Genomic DNA, 14,730 nt, shown 5'->3' on the forward strand with positions numbered 1-14,730 from the left:
CCGTGGCACCGCACCGGCCCGCACGTGGGCCCGGGTCGAACGTGAACCATCGATCGAAGGAAGCACCCACTGCCATGACCACCGATCATCGCCCTTCCCCACCGCGTGCCGGACGCCAGGACGGCTTCACCCTCGTCGAGTTGCTCGTGGTCATCGTGATCCTCGGCGTCCTCGCCGCCATCGTGGTGTTCTCCGTCCGGGGCGTCGGCGACAAGGGCCGCAGGAGCGCGATCGCCGCCGACGCGGCCACGCTGCGAACGGCGGAGGAGTCCTACTGCGCGAAGCACGGACGGTACGGGACGGTCGACGACCTCAAGGCCGACGGACTGCTCACCGGCGAGCCGGTGTACACCATGGTGGAGGTCGGCGAGGAGAACAGGTGCGGCCGGGGCGAGAAGTCCTCGTTCGTGCTGCACGACACCTCCACGGCGACCGAGCGTGGAGCGGACGCCGTCCCGGCCGGCACCAACCCGGCCGATCTCGCCGTCGACGAGAAGGCGAACCGGGTGTACGTGGTGTCCACCGGCAGCAACGACGTGACGGTGATCGACGGCAGGACCGACACCCCGATCGGTGCGCCGATCAGCGTCTCCGGCGCCGTGTCGGACCCGACCCGGATCGCGGTCAACCCCGGCACGGGGCAGGTCTATGTCGGGGGCACGGGCGGCGTCGCGGTCATCGACACGGCCCACGGCAACCAGGTGACCCGCGTCAGCGGCTACACGACGACCGTCGCCGGCCTGGCCGTCTCGCCCGAGAACGGCGACGTCTACGTGGGCGGCGGCACCGTCGGCTCCTCGGCGGTCGCCTACATCCTGGCCGGCAGCTCCTCGGCGACGCCGATCCCCCTGCCCCTGGCCGGAGTCGTGCCCGTGGGCGCCGGCATGGACTTCGCCTTCGACCCCGTGCACCACGCCGTGTACCTCGCCAAGGCGAACCTCGGCCTCGGCGACGGCGAAGCCGCCGGCATCGGCCTCTTCGGCATCTCCGCGCAGACCCACACCGCCACCGTCGTGGCACGGTACCCGACCAGGACGAGCTGCAACCTCGCCAACGCCGGGGACGTCCTCGTCGGCGGCAGCGCCCGGGGCAGCATCGCCGTCGACCCCGGCCGCAACCTGGTCTACCTCCTGGCCAGGCGGTGCGTCCCGAACCCGGCGAATCCCTCGGGCAAGTGGGCGACCGTCGCGACGACGATCGCCGTCAACCCCGCCGACGGCAGTTCGACACCGATCAACGACCTGGTGGGATCGCCCCTGCTGCCCTTCGCGGTGCTCCACAACGCTGCGGCCGGGTCGGTGTACGTGTACTCGGGAGGCGGAACGAACTGCGGCGGCAGCGGCGGCCGCATCGACCGGATCGTCGGCACCACCGTCACGGGCCAGGCATCGGTCTGCGGCACGTCGAGCGCTCCCGGGAACCAGGCGCACAAGACCGTCGTACTGAAGAACTTCAACCGGGTCTTCTTCGCTCAGCAGAGCGGCGACGGCGGGCCCGGCGGTCTCGGGTCGGCCGACGGCGGCACACTGCTGACGCAGGCTCCGCTCGGCGCACCTCGCCAGTTCGGCGCGCTGGCCGCCGACAACACCACGGGCAAGGTGTACGCGGTCGATCCGGTGAACGGAACGGTCGCCGTGTTCCGGACCGGATCGGCGGCCTAGGACCATGCCGGACCAGCCACGCACCACCCACGAGGGTCGGGAACATCGGCCACGACCGTCTCGTCGTACCTCCCTCGCGGTCATCGGTGTGATCGCGGCGATCACCCTGACCGCGTGCGGAGGCGGCGACGGGCCCCCGGCGCGCCCGTTCGACGTCGCTCCGTACGTGCACCAGGGGCATGTCGTCGACTGCGACGCCTTCAAGGCGCAGGCCGACGCGCAGGCCGTGCTGCGGGCGGACGCCCTCGATCCGAACGCACTCGATCGGGACGGCGACGGCATCGCGTGCCCGGGCCTCCCGGGGCCCAAGGACGGCAAGCCGGTCCAGCGCGACTTCCTGACCGACCTGGACGGCGCGCCGATCACGGAGCCGATCAGGTCGCCGCCGACGTAGCAGGAGGCGAAGCACGGTGCCGCTCCGGCCGGGTGACGCGCGCGGTCACCCGGCGCGGTGGTCCCGCTCAGCGGTGGGTGCCCCGGCCGTGGCGCAGCCGGTGGCGGAACAGCAGGGTCACCCCGGAGAGCAGGAAGGCGGCGCAGATCGCGGCGATCAGGCCGGTGGAGCGGTCCGGGCCGCTCCGGGCGGCTTGCTGCGGCCGGTCGAGCGCGGTGGGCGTCGCCGTGGGCATCGCTGGGGCGGAGGGTGGAGCCGTGCTCGGGGTGGGCGTGAGGCTGGACGTGGGGGAGGACGGAGGTGCGGCGTCGTGGCTGTGCCCGGCCATGGTGCCGCTCGGGGTGGCGGTGGGTGCGGTGGGTGCGGTGGCGGCCGTGCCGGTGCCGTCGAAGACCACGTCGGAGCAGGAGTAGAAGGCCTCGGGGCTGTCCGAGCGCTGCCAGATGACGTAGATCAGCTGCCGTCCGGTCCGCCCGGCGGGGATCTTGCCGGGGAGCAGGTAGGAACCGTTCGACAGTTGCGGGTCGGTGACCGTGAGGAACGGCTGCGGGTCGAGGTCGGCCCAGGTCAGCGGCTTGGTGGGGGAGTAGGCGGAGTTCGTCAGGAAGAGCTGGAAGGTGCCCTTGTGCGGCGCGGTCGCGCGGAACTCGAAGGTGAAGGGCGCTCCGGACCTCAGGTTGGTGGCGGGCCAGTCGGCGCGTGGCAGGTCCAGCCCCTTGTACAGGTCGTTCCCGGCGCTGCACAGCTTGCCGTCCGGGATCAGCCGGCGGTGCTGTCCGGCCGCGTCGCCGATCCGCAGGCTCATCCAGTCGTACAGTGCGGCGGTGCCGCCGGTGGCGACGGCTGCTCGGCAGGCGGCCGACTTCGGGTGCTCGGCGCCCTCGAGGTAGCAGCCCTCCAGCCGGCTGAGCGGGTTCTGGAGCGAGCCGTGCGCCTGGGCGGTTCCGGCGGTGGCGGCCACGGTGCAGGCGGCGACGAGCAGTCCGGGGGCGAGCAGCCGGCGGTACGGGGGCATGGGGGTGATTTCCCTTCGGGGCACGGACCGGTGGGGGTGAGTGACGAACCTGACGGCGTGTCAGGCGAGGTGGAGTGCGGCCGCTCCCGGCGGCGTGGGGGCGGCGCGGTGCCGCCCGGCCGCCGCGACGCGTGCCGCGGTGGGCGCCGGGCCGAGGGCCGGCTGCGCGATCCTGGCCGGCAGGGCCGCGATCGCTGCCCCGTGGGGCAGTTCGGGGACGGCTGCGGGGCGGGCGCGCCGACGCCCGGTGCCCGGCGCGGGCCGCTCGGGGCCGCCGAACGCCGGCCGATCGACGGGGACGAGCGGCAGGTCGACGACGTAGGTGATGCCCGGTCGGTCGGTCGGGCGACGCGGTTGCAGCACCCCGCCGTGCACCGCGACCATCTCGCGGGCCAGTGGCAGGTGCCCGGAGCTGCCGTGGCCGCCCGGGCCGGTGATCTCGATCCGGACCCCGCTGCCGTCCCGCTCGCCGGCCAGCCGTACCGTCGGTGGGTCCTGGCCGTCCCTCGGGTCCCCGGGCACCGGGTCGGTGGTCGGCCCGGCGCCGCCCGCGTCGGCGGCGAGGTGGGCCAGTGCCTCGGCCAGCAGGTAGGGATCGGCGCTGACCTCGACGGCGGCGGCGTGCACCGTGAACCGCACCCGGCCGGAACCGGCGAGGGAGCTGGCCCGGTCGACGGCCCGGCAGAGCACCTGGCGCAGTTCCACCGGCTCGGCGCGCACCGGCTCGGCGCGCACCGGATCGACGGCCCCGGCGGGCGGCGGGCAGTCGGCGAGGGCCACCTCGACCAGCTCCCGTGAGCTGGCGAACTCCCCCGCCAGCTCGCGCAGTTCGCCGACCGCCTCGGGCCACAGCCGGGACGCCGGGTCGTGCGCCAGCCGGGCCAGCCGGTCGGCGAGCACGGCCGTGGACGGTCCGAGGCGATCGCGCAGCAGGGCGGTCAGCTGGGCGCGTTCCGCCTCGGCGGCCAGTTCGCGGCTCCGGTCGGTGAACGCCATCATCGCGCCGACGACCTGCCCGTCGACGTGCACGGGCACGGCCTGCAGGTCGACGGCGACCGGCAGCCCGTCGCTGCGGCGGAGCAGGGCGGTCCCGCCGCAGCGCCGGCCGGTGGCGAGCGCGGTGAGGACCGCGGGCGGGGCGGCGGGCGCTCCCGGCTGGAGCAGGGACTGGACGGGCAGGTCGGAGATCTCGTCGGGCCGGTAGCGCAGCAGGCGCAGCGCGGCCGGGTTCGCCAGGACGCAGCGGCCCTCGGCGTCGATCCCGAGGAGCCCCTCGGAGCAGGTGCGCAGCACCGTCTCGGTCTCGGCGCGCAGCCGCAGCAGTTCGCGGTGGATGCGCCGGCTGTCGGTCAGGTCGCGGGCGACCAGCAGGAGGAGGCCGGTGGGGGCGTGAGCGGTGGACGGCATCAGCAGGGCGGCCGGGCCGCTGTCGAGTTCGCTGGTGCGGATCTCGGCGGGGAAGGCGGTGCCGTCGGTCCGGCGGGCGGTGGTCCGGACGGTCTCGGCGGGCCCCGGGCCGTCCGCCGGCCGCATCGATCCCGGGATCCGGCGCGGGTCCAACCCGGGCAGCAGGTCGAGGACGCCCAGGCCGACCAGCACCGTGCCCGGGGCCTGGAACGCCTGGTGGGCGGGGGAGTTGGCGGCGAGCACCGTGCCGTTGCTGTTGATCAGCAGGACCGGGTCGGGCAGGGCGTCGAGGACCGCGGCGAGCACGTCGCCGGGCAGGGGAGCGTTCACGATGTCCGTTCCGTCGGAGGTCGGTCGTCGGTCGTCGGTCGTCGGGGGTCGGTGGGGTGCGGTTCAGCAGTGCGGCACGGTGGCTTCGAGCGCCGCCCGGGTGGCCGGGCCGTACGTGTCGTCCTCGCCGTGGACGCCCGCGCCGCGCTGGAACGAGGTCAGGACGGACCTGGTCCAGTCGTCGAAGATCCCGGTGGTGTGCCGGTAGCGCGCCGGCGCGCAGGCCAGGTCCAGCAGCAGGGTCTGCAGGCGGCGCACCGCCGGGCCGCTGTCGCCGTACCGCAGCACCGGCCCTGGGTCGGCGGTGGGCGTCGGTGGCCGACTGCTGGGCGGGGCGGGGGCCGGGGTGCTCCGCCCGGGGGACGGCGTGACGGGCGCCGACGGACGTCCGGTGGGGGTGGCCGGAGTGCGGGGGGTGGTCGGCCGGGGCTGGATGGTGCTGCTCGGTGGGGCGGTGGGGCCTCCGGTGGGGCTCGGCGAGGCGGACGGCACGGACGGCACTGCGGTGGTCGCGGGGGAGGGATCGGGCGGTGGGAGCGGCAGCGCCAGGGTCGGGGGCGGAGGGTCGGCGCGCAGTGTGCGCGGCATGCCCGGCAGGGTGGCGCACAGGCCGGCGCCGCACACCGCGAGGACGCACGAGGAGACCAGGAGGACACCGGCACGGCGTGCGGTCCAGGCCCGGAGCCGGTGCGCGCCGCCCCGCGGCCCGGAGCCGGCCGGGAGGACCCGGGCCGGGGTGATCGCGTACCCGCCCAGGCTCGTCGCGCCCTGCGGCTCGGGCGTCCCGGGAAGGGTGAACTGTGCTGGTGGCGCCGGGCGTTCGGAGCGGTGGGCGGGCGGGGCGTACGGCCGCACCAGCGGGACGGGTTCGACGGACGTGCGGGCGCAGGGGCACACGTCCCCGGTCCTTGGCCGACCGCAGTCGGTGCAGCGCGGGTACGACATGGTGCGGTCCCTCCGGGTGGGGGCGGTCGGGCGTCGGGGCGCAGCGGGAGGGGCGGGTGGGACGGGCGTCAGGTCGAGGCGGGGTGCGGGCGCGGCGTCCGGGGTGCCGCGCCCGCGGCCGGGGGGTGTCAGTTGCCGCGTCGGCGGCGTCGTCGGGAGCCCATCAGGAGGGCGCTGCCGACGGCCACCGTGGCCACCCCGGCCCCGGCGATGGCGAAGGTGCCCGTGGAGCCCGTGAAGGCGAGCGAGGTGCCGGGGGTGCGCTCCGCCGGAGTGCTGGGCGAAGCGGACGGGACGGGTGCGCCGGGCGTGGTCGACCTCGGGGCGGTGGGCGTCGGGGAGGGCTTGTGCCCGGTGGGGGTGCTCGGCGTGGGGGAGGGCACGGTGCCGGGGGTACTGGGCGTCGGAGCGGGGCTCGGCGTGGTCGGGGGCTGCGGGGTGGGCGTGCAGGAGAACACCGGGGTGCCGGTCCACGGGTAGTTGTGGCTCTCGTTGCCGGAACCGTGGGTGCGGACGTCACCGCCGACGTACACCCGGCCGTTGGTGCTCGCGGTCAGGTCGGCGGACGCCTTGGGGGCCAGCAGCGAGCCGATGAAGTTGCCGCCGCCGCCGAGGGTCAGCGCGGGTGTCTCCCGCAGGTTGTAGAGCACCTTGGCGGAGGCCTCGCCGAAGTGCGCGGAGCTGTACAGGTCGACCCGGTCGCCGTTGTAGCCGACCGCCATCGGCGAGATCGACACGGCGTGCGTGCCGGTGACGTTGACCAGCACCGAGGCGTCCGCCGGGATCGACTCGAAGACGAAGGTGGACGCCCCGTCCAGGTCGGCGGAGGCGATCTCGAACACCTGGAGGCCGCCGTCGGACGGGCCGGTGCTGCGGAAGGTCACCGTGCCGCCGGCCGCCTTGGTGGTGCCGGTGGGCTTCAGCGCGCCGAGCGCGGCGGACTGTGCCTGCACGGTCGCGCCGAAGCCCGCGTACGGGTCGAGCGCGGCCGCCGCGCCCTCGCCCGAGCGCCGGTCGCCGCCGTTGGTCTGCAGGACGCCCTGCTCGTCGATGCGGCCGCCGGCCCGGACGCCGCCGCCGTAGCCGGGCCCGGTGATCAGCCCGGAGCCGATGTCGACCGTGGTGCCCTTGGCGATCCGCAGGTTCCCTCCGACGGCCAGCATCACCTGGCCGGAGGCGGGCAGGATGCCCGAACCGGCGCCGACCCGGCCGACGTTGAACACCCCGCCGGGGTTCTTGGCGAAGGTGGCGTCCCCGGCCACCACCAGCAGGCCCTCCGCCTCGGCGGCGCCGTCGGTGACGGAGTAGCTGCCGCCGGCGAACAGTGCCACATTGCCGTCGGTGAACTTCGGGTCGTGGCCGATCGGCGGGAATTGGCCGACGCCCGGGCAGGCGGCCGACCGACCGTTTCCGGGAACGGGGTCGGCCGCCTGTGCCGAACCGGCGAGGAGAATTCCCGAGCAGGCCGTCGTGGCGAGCGCCACGGAAAGCGGTACGGAAATGCGGGCGAGGTTTATGGTTCCGGTCTTCACGGCACCGGACTCTAACAGCGCCGCGGCCGTCGAAAAGTGCCCCGATAACGTTCCGGCAACGGAAGCCTTAAAGCATTTCCTGCCGTCCTTTAAGAAACTACAACTCCCCGCGCCGGGCCCCTCGAAAGGTCGCGCCGGACCCGGCCGGACGGACCGGACGGAGCCCGCGCCGCCGCCCGCCCGCGCGCCGCCGCGGTCCGGCCGGGGCGACGAACAGCGCCGGGGCCGGGCCGGCCGGCAGCGTCAGTTCGACCTCCGCGCCGCCCAGTGCGGCCCGGCCCAGGCGCAGCCCGCCGCCCGCGTCCTCGGCCAGCCGGCGGACGATGTCCAGGCCGAGCCCGGTGGAGCCGTTCCGGGCAGCGCCGTGGCCGCGGCGCAGCGCGGCCGCCGGGTCGGCGATGCCGGGCCCCGCGTCGCCGAGCGAGATCACCACCTGCTCGCCGGTCCGCAGCGCCACCGCGAAGCCGGTGCCGGGCGGGGTGTGCCGGAAGACGTTGCCGAGCGCGGCGTCCAGCGCGGCGGCCAGGTCCACCCGCCCCACCGGCACCGGGGCCGGTCCCGGGTCGGCCGTCCACTCCCAGCGGCGGCCCTGGTCCTCGGCCAGCGCCGACCAGAACGCCATCCGCTCGCCGAGCACCTCGGCGGCGTCGCACTGCGCCGGCTCGCGCCGCCCGCCGCTGCCGGCCCGCGCGCCGGCGATCACCGAGTCGACCTCGCGCTCCAGCCAGTCCGCCACCTCGCGGGTCTGGTCGGCCAGCGGGCCGTCGTCGAGCGCGGTCGCGGTGAACCGCAGCGCCGTCAGTGGGGTGCGCAGCCGGTGCGAGAGGTCGGCGACGAACTCCCGCTCCGCGGTGATCATCTGCCGCATCCGCCGGGCCATCGCGTTGAACGCCAGCCCCACTTCGCGCAGCTCGTACGGTCCGCGCGTGTCGGCGACCGCGTTCAGGTCGCCCGAGCCCAGGGTGCGGGCGACCGCCGCCAGGTCCCGGGTGGCGCCCACCAGCCGGGCCGCGAGCCGGTCCGCGACCAGGCTGGAGATCACCACCAGGCAGGCGGCCACCCCGCCGAGCACCAGCCAGGTGCTCCACAGGCCCCGGGTCAGGTCGGCGTCCAGCAGGTACACCTCCACCACGGCGACCTCCCCGGACTCCACCACCACCGGCCGCAGCACCGCGTAGCCGCCCGGCACCCGCGCCGTGTACGACCGGCCCTGCCCGGCGGCGACCCCCACCTGCGCGGGTTCCGCGTGCGGTGCCCCGACCACCGCCCGGGACGGCAGATGGACCGCGATCCGCTCCGCCCGGCCCGCCGGGATGCTCGCCAGCGCCCGCCGCAGCTGCTCCTGCTCGACCGTCACCACCAGGACCGGCTCGATCGCGGCGGCCTGCTGCTCGGCCTGGGTGAACGCCCGCTCCCGGGCGAACTCGCGGACGGTCAGCGCCAGCGGTATCAGGAACGCCAGCGCGACCATTGCCGCCACGGCGACGGCGAACCGGGCCATTCCACCCCTCACCGCTGCCGCGCCCGGGGTATTGCCCGCCACGTCCACGACATATTCCCACCCGCGATTCGAGAGCTCCGGTTGTCGCTGATGAATACACCACCCGACGGCCCCGGTACCAATCCGCCGTACAACCCCCACCTCGGTGTCCGCAATCCCGGTGGCGTGGTGCAGGATGGCGGCCATGCGAATCCGGACCCTGGCAACGGCGTGGCTCGCCGCCACCGCGGCGGCGGCCGCCATTTCCTGGGCGGGTGTCAATCTGGTGCTGCGGGAGGCGGTCTTCGGGCCGCCGGACACGGTGTTCGTGCCCGACCGGACCGGCGCCCACCCGGGCGCCCTGCCACCGGTCCCCGCCGCGGCGGCCGCCCCGTCCGCCGGCCCGCCCGCGACCACCGCCCCCAGGAGCACCGGCCCGTCCGCCCCGACCCCGAGCCCCTCGGCCGCCGCCCCGCGGACGGCCACCCCGTCCGCCACGGCGACCGCCTCCGCGACGGCTGCCGCTTCGGCCACGGCCGGCGGGTCGGGCGACAGCCGTGGCTACACCGTCCGGGGCGGCCAGGTGGCGCTGGCCCTCGGCCGTGACTCGGCGACCCTGATCTCGGCCTCGCCCGCCCCCGGTTGGGCCGTCCGGACGTGGCGCACCGACACCTGGCTGCGGGTCGACTTCACCAAGGACGGTCACACCTCCTCGGTCTTCGCCACCTGGAACGGGCACCCGCCGCTGGTGGAGACCTACGAGCAGTGACCGTGCCGGGCCGGACTTCGAAGAAGTCCCCAACTGCGCCTCAGGAAACCCCAACAGGGCTGCCCGCCGGTCGTCAGGTCCCCTAGCGTCGCTTCCGCCGCCGCATCCCCCGTGCCGCCCCCGCCGGTCCGGAGCGGCCCCGCGGCCCGGGGCGGAGCCACCCCAGGAAGGACCCCCATGTCGCCAGGACCGCGTACCCGTACCCTGATCCGCCTGGGCAACGCCGCCCGCGCGCAGCGGATCGAGTCCGACCACGAGGCCGTGGCCCGGGCCGCGGCCGCCCTCGGACTCCCCGCCGAACAGGCCGAGTTCACCGGGGAGGAGGAGGCCTTCGCGGTCTGGTCGCTGCCCCGGGCCGACGCGCTGGCCTACGTGCACCCGCCCGAGCGGGCCTGGCAGGCCCATCCGCTGATGGCCGCCGCCCACCGGGTCCGGGACTGCGGCCTCGACGTGCTGCTGCCGCGGTTCGACCGGGCCGTCGCCGGCGGCTCCCGCTTCGTGACCTTCTGGGAGCGTCCCCGGGGCAGGCGGGACGGCGGCGACCCGTCCGCCGCCGCCTACGCGGCCGCCGCCGTGCACCTGCTGCCCCCGCCACCGCCCTCCGCGACCAGCGACCACGACCCGTTCGACGGACTGCTGGACGGGCTGGAGCGGGCGGTGCTGCGGGCCGGCGACGCCGAGTGGATCCGCGACCGGTCGGCGCTGCCGGCCGACCACTGGCGACAGCTCGACCGGCCGACCCCGCCGACCACGATCCTGGCGGGACGTCACCCGGCGCTCTGCGACGAGCACCGGGGCACCCGGCAGCTGGTGCTCACCCGGCCGCTGCTGCGCGGGCAGCGCGCATGGGATCTGGCGGCCGCCCGCTGGCGTGCCGACCTGCTGCACGGACAGGACGACGGGTACCCGGAGTTCGCCGCCGCCTACGCCCGGTTCGGCCCCGGGCTGCCCTACGGGGGCGACCTGGCGCCGTGGAGCGGCTACGCCGTGCTGCGGGAGATCCTGGCGCTCGCCGACACCCTCCGCGAGGTGCGCCGGGCCGCGCTGGGCGCCCGGCACCACCGCGGGGCGCTGCACCGCCTCTCCTGCCTGCGCGGGGAGCGCGGACCGGCGCCCTGGCAGTGGACGGTGGACTGACCGGGCACTCCGCTCCGGGGCGCACGGCCACGGACCGTGGCCGCCGGCGACGGGTGCCGACCGTCCGGGTGCCGACCGGCCGGGCGCCGGCCCGTCCACTGCCGATCCGGACGGACTACCGCAGGTAGCACGCCCAACCGGAGCAGTTGATCAAATGATCAACTGTATGCTCCTTCTCCTGAGCCACCCTCAGGTTTCACCGCGGGTCACGCCCGTGCGACCGGTGCTCCACCGTGCCGGCCGCCGCCGGTTCCCGGGCGGCGGGGGAGTGGCCGAGGGCTTTCAGGTCGAGCAGGTGTGAGCGGCACTCCGGAGCGGATGCCGGGGGGAGGGGTACTCAACAGCCGCCGTTCGGTCTCCGCCAGGCGGTGGACGCCGCACGACCACCCGGCAGTTCGCCGCCCCCGCCCCCTGCCTCGCCCGCGGCCCGCCTGTGCACGGCTCCGCCGAGGCCGGATCCACCTGCCCACGAGAAAGCCCGAGCATGCCCGAACCATCCGCGCGGCACCTGGCGCCCCCCGCCCCCGGAGCGCCGCACCCGAACGCGCCGACCGTCCTGGTCGTCGAGGACGACCCGTTCCTGCGCACCGTCCTGATCCGCCACCTGACCTCCGTCGGCCACCCCGTGCGCAGCGTCGGCACCGCGCTCGGCGCGCTGCGCGAGGTGGCGGGGGCGGGCTGCGACCTGGTGGTGCTCGACCTCGGCCTGCCCGACCTGGACGGCGCCGACGTGCTCAAGATGATCCGCAGCGTGACCGATGTGCCGGTGATCATCTCGACCGCGCGCGACGACGAGAACGACATCGTCCGGCTGCTCAACGACGGTGCCGACGACTACCTCGTGAAGCCGTTCTCCGGCAGTCACCTGAGCGCCCGGATCGCCGCCGTGCTGCGCCGCTCCGCCGCCGCGGCGCCCCCGACCACCCACCTCCTCGAGGTCGGCGGGCTCACCGTCGACATCCGCCGCCGCGAGGCGAGCCTCGACGGACAACGGCTCGACCTGACCCGACGCGAGTTCGACCTGCTCGCCCATCTCGCCGCCCGCCCCGGCGCGGTCATCACCCGCAAGCAGATCCTCGCCGAGGTGTGGCAGGACAGCTACGGCAGCGCCCAGACCATCGACGTCCACCTCTCCTGGCTCCGCCGCAAACTCGGCGAGACCCCCACCGCTCCCCGCTACCTCCACACCGTGCGCGGCGTCGGCTTCCGCTTCGAAGCCCCGGACGACCGTCACTGAAACCCCGAGCGCCTGCGTGTCCCCTGCGGAAGCCGCCGGAACGGAGGTGGTCCGACCCGTGCGGCAGCGACGGTTCCCGAGCCTTTCCGGGGCGGGCGGGAGGGGGGCATGGGGCTGCGAATTCCGCTGTCGGCCCCGATGTGCGCCGGAAAGCGGCGGGGTCGACCTTCCCGGCGCATTCGATTTCCGGGGGACGGGGAACGGCGTGGCCGGCTCGCCCCCTCGGCGGCGCCGGCAGGGGGATCCGACCCCGGTGGCCGCCGACGTGAGGGCCGACACGTCGCACCTGCGGTCGGCCGTGCGGAGTGATCGATTCGGTCAACCGGCCTGCTCGCCAGGCACGTTGAAAGCCCTGTCGGCTCGGCCCCGGCAGCTCCAGGGGCGGACCCCGGAGATCCGGGCCGGAAATGTCCCACCGCAACGGGCCGCGGCCTGCTACTGTCGTCCTAGTTGCAGTAGTGGTTCCCATGAACTTTGTGTGCGCCTGCTGATGTTCTGCAGGCGCATTTTTGTTTCCCGTGCTCTTCGGGCGGGTGGGTGCTCATCACGGCGACTCGAAGTCCGTACTGTGCGGATTTCGGACAGCCCTTGAAGGAGATTTTTTATGGCTAATGGCACTGTGAAGTGGTTCAACGCGGAAAAGGGCTTCGGCTTCATCGAGCAGGAGGGTGGCGGCCCCGACGTCTTCGCCCACTACTCGAACATCAACGCCAACGGCTTCCGTGAGCTGCTCGAGGGCCAGAAGGTCGAGTTCGACGTCACGCAGGGCCAGAAGGGCCCGCAGGCCGAGAACATTCGCCCGCTGTAGTTTTTCTGCCACGGCACCCGCCCAGCAGCGAGGGGCCCGCACCGCGTACATGCCCGGTGCGGGCCCTTCGGCATTGCGCCAAGCGCATCCTCCCGGCCCCCAGGGTCCCCTGGCTCCGCCACCGGCGGCCGTCCCACGCGAGACGCACGGCGTCGCGTCCGGATCGGCCCCTGCCGTGGACCCCCCACGGCTTCGAGGTTCCTCGCTCCCGCCACTGCGCGGTGAGCGCCGACCGAGGTGACGTGCCGCACGGTTCTGCCGTCCACGCCCCACCCCGTCACCCATCCGGCCCGTTCCCTTGCGGTCTCCGCGCTGCCCTGCGCCGCGGAGCCTTCCTCGTGACGTGCCGCCCCGAGGAAGGTCTCCCGCATGAACCGCTCCAGTCGCTCCTCCTACCAGAACGCCACCTCCCGCTCCGGCACGGGATCCCGTTCCGGAGCCGGCTCCCGCTCCGGCACCGGCTCCCGCTCCGGTGGCAGTTCCTTCTACGGTGACCGGCCCAGCTCCGGTCGCCGGCCGACCTCCGGCCGCGGCGCCCGTCAAGGCTCTTCCCCGCAGGGCGAGTTCGCGATGCCGGTGAGCACCACCCCCGCGCTCCCCGCCGTCGAGACGTTCGACGAGCTGGACATGCCGAAGGCCCTGCTGTCGGTGCTGACCCGCCAGGGCGTCACCTCGCCGTTCCCGATCCAGGCCGCGACGCTGCCGAACTCGCTGGCCGGGCGCGACGTCCTCGGGCGGGGCCGCACCGGCTCCGGCAAGACCATCGCGTTCGGCCTCGCCGTGCTGGCCCGCACCGCCGGGCAGCGGGCCGAGCCGCGCCGCCCGCTCGCCCTGGTCCTGGTCCCGACCCGTGAGCTCGCGCAGCAGGTCACCGACGCACTCACCCCGTACGCCCACGCGGTGCGTCTGCGGTTGGCGACCGTGGTGGGCGGGATGTCGATCGGCCGCCAGGCGCAGGCGCTGAACCGCGGGGCGGAGGTCGTGGTGGCCACCCCCGGCCGCCTCAAGGACCTGATCCAGCGCGGCGACTGCCAGCTGGACGGGGTCGGCGTCACGGTCCTCGACGAGGCGGACCAGATGGCCGACATGGGCTTCCTGCCGCAGGTCACGGAACTCCTCGAGCAGGTGGCCGAGGGCTGCCAGACGATGCTGTTCTCCGCCACCCTGGACCGCAACGTCGACCGCCTGGTGCGCCGCTTCCTGAAGGACCCGGTCACCCACTCGGTGGACCCGTCCGCCGGCGCGGTCAGCACCATGGAACACCACGTGCTGCACGTGCAGAGCTCCGACAAGAACGCCACCATCGCCCACATCGCCTCGCGCGACGGCGGAGTGATCATGTTCATCGACACCAAGCACGGCGCGGACCGCCTGGTGGAGGACCTGCTGGCGAACGGGGTGAAGGCGGCCGCCCTGCACGGCGGCAAGTCCCAACCGCAGCGCAACCGCACCCTGGAGCAGTTCCGCACCGGCCAGGTCACCGCACTGATCGCGACCAACGTCGCCGCCCGGGGCATCCACATCGACGGGCTGGACCTCGTCGTCAACCTGGACCCGCCGGCCGACCACAAGGACTACCTCCACCGCGGCGGGCGCACCGCCCGGGCCGGCGAGTCCGGCACCGTCGTCACCCTCGTGCTGCCCAACCAGCGCCGCGAGATGGCCCGCATGATGACCACGGCCGCCATCACCCCCGTCACCACCCGGGTCAGCGCCGGCGACGAGGACCTGGCCCGCATCACCGGAGCCCGGGTGCCCACCGGCATCCCCACCGTGATCGCCGCTCCCGTCGTCGAACGCCCCCGCCGCACCACCTCCACGAGCCGTAACCGCCGCGCTCGCGGCGCCTACACCGCCGGCGGCGCCCGCCCCGCCGCCGACCGCCGCCGGGCACCCGCGCGCGCCGCGCTCGCCGGGTAGCCGCCACCGGACCGGGCTCGCGCCGCGAGCCGGCCCGCGCAGCTCGCCCGGCCCCGGATTCCCGCCGCGTCAGTGCCGGGAATCCGCCCGGCAGC

The 14,730-nt window shown here is 75.0% G+C and carries 12 protein-coding genes; 7 read left to right on the plus strand and 5 right to left on the minus strand.

Translation table 11 applies throughout. The features are described 5' to 3' along the window. Positions 1 to 74: 74 nt before the first annotated feature. On the plus strand, positions 75 to 1,661 hold the full coding sequence (locus tag ABT014_RS19705; RefSeq protein WP_350640263.1) for a prepilin-type N-terminal cleavage/methylation domain-containing protein: 1,587 nt from the start codon (positions 75 to 77) through the stop codon (positions 1,659 to 1,661). Between the two features lie 88 nt (positions 1,662 to 1,749). Then, positions 1,750 to 2,055, plus strand: a complete 306-nt coding sequence (locus tag ABT014_RS19710; RefSeq protein WP_350640264.1) for an excalibur calcium-binding domain-containing protein — start codon at positions 1,750 to 1,752, stop codon at positions 2,053 to 2,055. Between the two features lie 67 nt (positions 2,056 to 2,122). On the opposite strand, the gene ABT014_RS19715 is transcribed toward ABT014_RS19710, so the two are convergent. From ABT014_RS19715 to ABT014_RS19735, 5 genes are all read right to left on the minus strand, one after another. Next, entirely contained in the window at positions 2,123 to 3,070 is a 948-nt protein-coding gene (locus ABT014_RS19715; protein WP_350640265.1) for a lytic polysaccharide monooxygenase auxiliary activity family 9 protein, read from the minus strand. Between the two features lie 60 nt (positions 3,071 to 3,130). Beyond that, on the minus strand, positions 3,131 to 4,807 hold the full coding sequence (locus ABT014_RS19720) for a PAS domain-containing protein (protein WP_350640266.1): 1,677 nt from the start codon (positions 4,805 to 4,807) through the stop codon (positions 3,131 to 3,133). Between the two features lie 63 nt (positions 4,808 to 4,870). After that, the gene (locus tag ABT014_RS19725; RefSeq protein WP_350640267.1) at positions 4,871 to 5,095 is read right to left on the minus strand and encodes a peptidoglycan-binding domain-containing protein; all 225 of its coding nucleotides are present in this window, start codon (positions 5,093 to 5,095) and stop codon (positions 4,871 to 4,873) included. 785 nt (positions 5,096 to 5,880) lie between these two features. Further along, complete coding sequence (locus ABT014_RS19730; protein ID WP_350640268.1) at positions 5,881 to 7,083, minus strand: choice-of-anchor A family protein; 1,203 nt, start codon at positions 7,081 to 7,083, stop codon at positions 5,881 to 5,883. Positions 7,084 to 7,381: 298 nt separating this feature from the next. Further along, entirely contained in the window at positions 7,382 to 8,785 is a 1,404-nt protein-coding gene (locus tag ABT014_RS19735) for an ATP-binding protein (protein ID WP_350640269.1), read from the minus strand. 184 nt (positions 8,786 to 8,969) lie between these two features. Between ABT014_RS19735 and ABT014_RS19740 the strand changes: the two genes are divergently transcribed. The 5 genes from ABT014_RS19740 (at position 8,970) to ABT014_RS19760 (ending at position 14,635) form a co-directional block, all read left to right on the plus strand. After that, positions 8,970 to 9,533, plus strand: coding sequence for a hypothetical protein (locus tag ABT014_RS19740; RefSeq protein WP_350640270.1), 564 nt, complete (start codon positions 8,970 to 8,972; stop codon positions 9,531 to 9,533). Between the two features lie 177 nt (positions 9,534 to 9,710). Further along, complete coding sequence (locus ABT014_RS19745; RefSeq protein ID WP_350640271.1) at positions 9,711 to 10,670, plus strand: hypothetical protein; 960 nt, start codon at positions 9,711 to 9,713, stop codon at positions 10,668 to 10,670. A gap of 484 nt (positions 10,671 to 11,154) precedes the next feature. Next, complete coding sequence (locus ABT014_RS19750; protein WP_350640272.1) at positions 11,155 to 11,907, plus strand: response regulator transcription factor; 753 nt, start codon at positions 11,155 to 11,157, stop codon at positions 11,905 to 11,907. 604 nt (positions 11,908 to 12,511) lie between these two features. Continuing rightward, positions 12,512 to 12,715 (plus strand): cold-shock protein, encoded by a 204-nt coding sequence (locus ABT014_RS19755; protein ID WP_030918248.1) that lies wholly within the window; start codon positions 12,512 to 12,514, stop codon positions 12,713 to 12,715. A 369-nt stretch (positions 12,716 to 13,084) separates the two neighbouring features. Further along, positions 13,085 to 14,635 (plus strand): DEAD/DEAH box helicase, encoded by a 1,551-nt coding sequence (locus tag ABT014_RS19760; RefSeq protein WP_350640273.1) that lies wholly within the window; start codon positions 13,085 to 13,087, stop codon positions 14,633 to 14,635. Positions 14,636 to 14,730: the final 95 nt, after the last annotated feature.

This window comes from Kitasatospora sp. NPDC094015 (assembly GCF_040304075.1).
Lineage (GTDB): Bacteria > Actinomycetota > Actinomycetes > Streptomycetales > Streptomycetaceae > Kitasatospora.

What these genes read in the sequence shown, in the direction of transcription:
- ABT014_RS19705 (WP_350640263.1), top strand. Translation starts at nt 75, where the DNA reads ATGACCACCGATCATCGCCCTTCCCCACCGCGTGCCGGACGCCAGGAC.
- ABT014_RS19715 (WP_350640265.1), bottom strand. Translation starts at nt 3,070, where the DNA reads ATGCCCCCGTACCGCCGGCTGCTCGCCCCCGGACTGCTCGTCGCCGCC.
- ABT014_RS19735 (WP_350640269.1), bottom strand. Translation starts at nt 8,785, where the DNA reads ATGGCCCGGTTCGCCGTCGCCGTGGCGGCAATGGTCGCGCTGGCGTTC.
- ABT014_RS19740 (WP_350640270.1), top strand. Translation starts at nt 8,970, where the DNA reads ATGCGAATCCGGACCCTGGCAACGGCGTGGCTCGCCGCCACCGCGGCG.
- ABT014_RS19745 (WP_350640271.1), top strand. Translation starts at nt 9,711, where the DNA reads ATGTCGCCAGGACCGCGTACCCGTACCCTGATCCGCCTGGGCAACGCC.
- ABT014_RS19750 (WP_350640272.1), top strand. Translation starts at nt 11,155, where the DNA reads ATGCCCGAACCATCCGCGCGGCACCTGGCGCCCCCCGCCCCCGGAGCG.
- ABT014_RS19755 (WP_030918248.1), top strand. Translation starts at nt 12,512, where the DNA reads ATGGCTAATGGCACTGTGAAGTGGTTCAACGCGGAAAAGGGCTTCGGC.
- ABT014_RS19760 (WP_350640273.1), top strand. Translation starts at nt 13,085, where the DNA reads ATGAACCGCTCCAGTCGCTCCTCCTACCAGAACGCCACCTCCCGCTCC.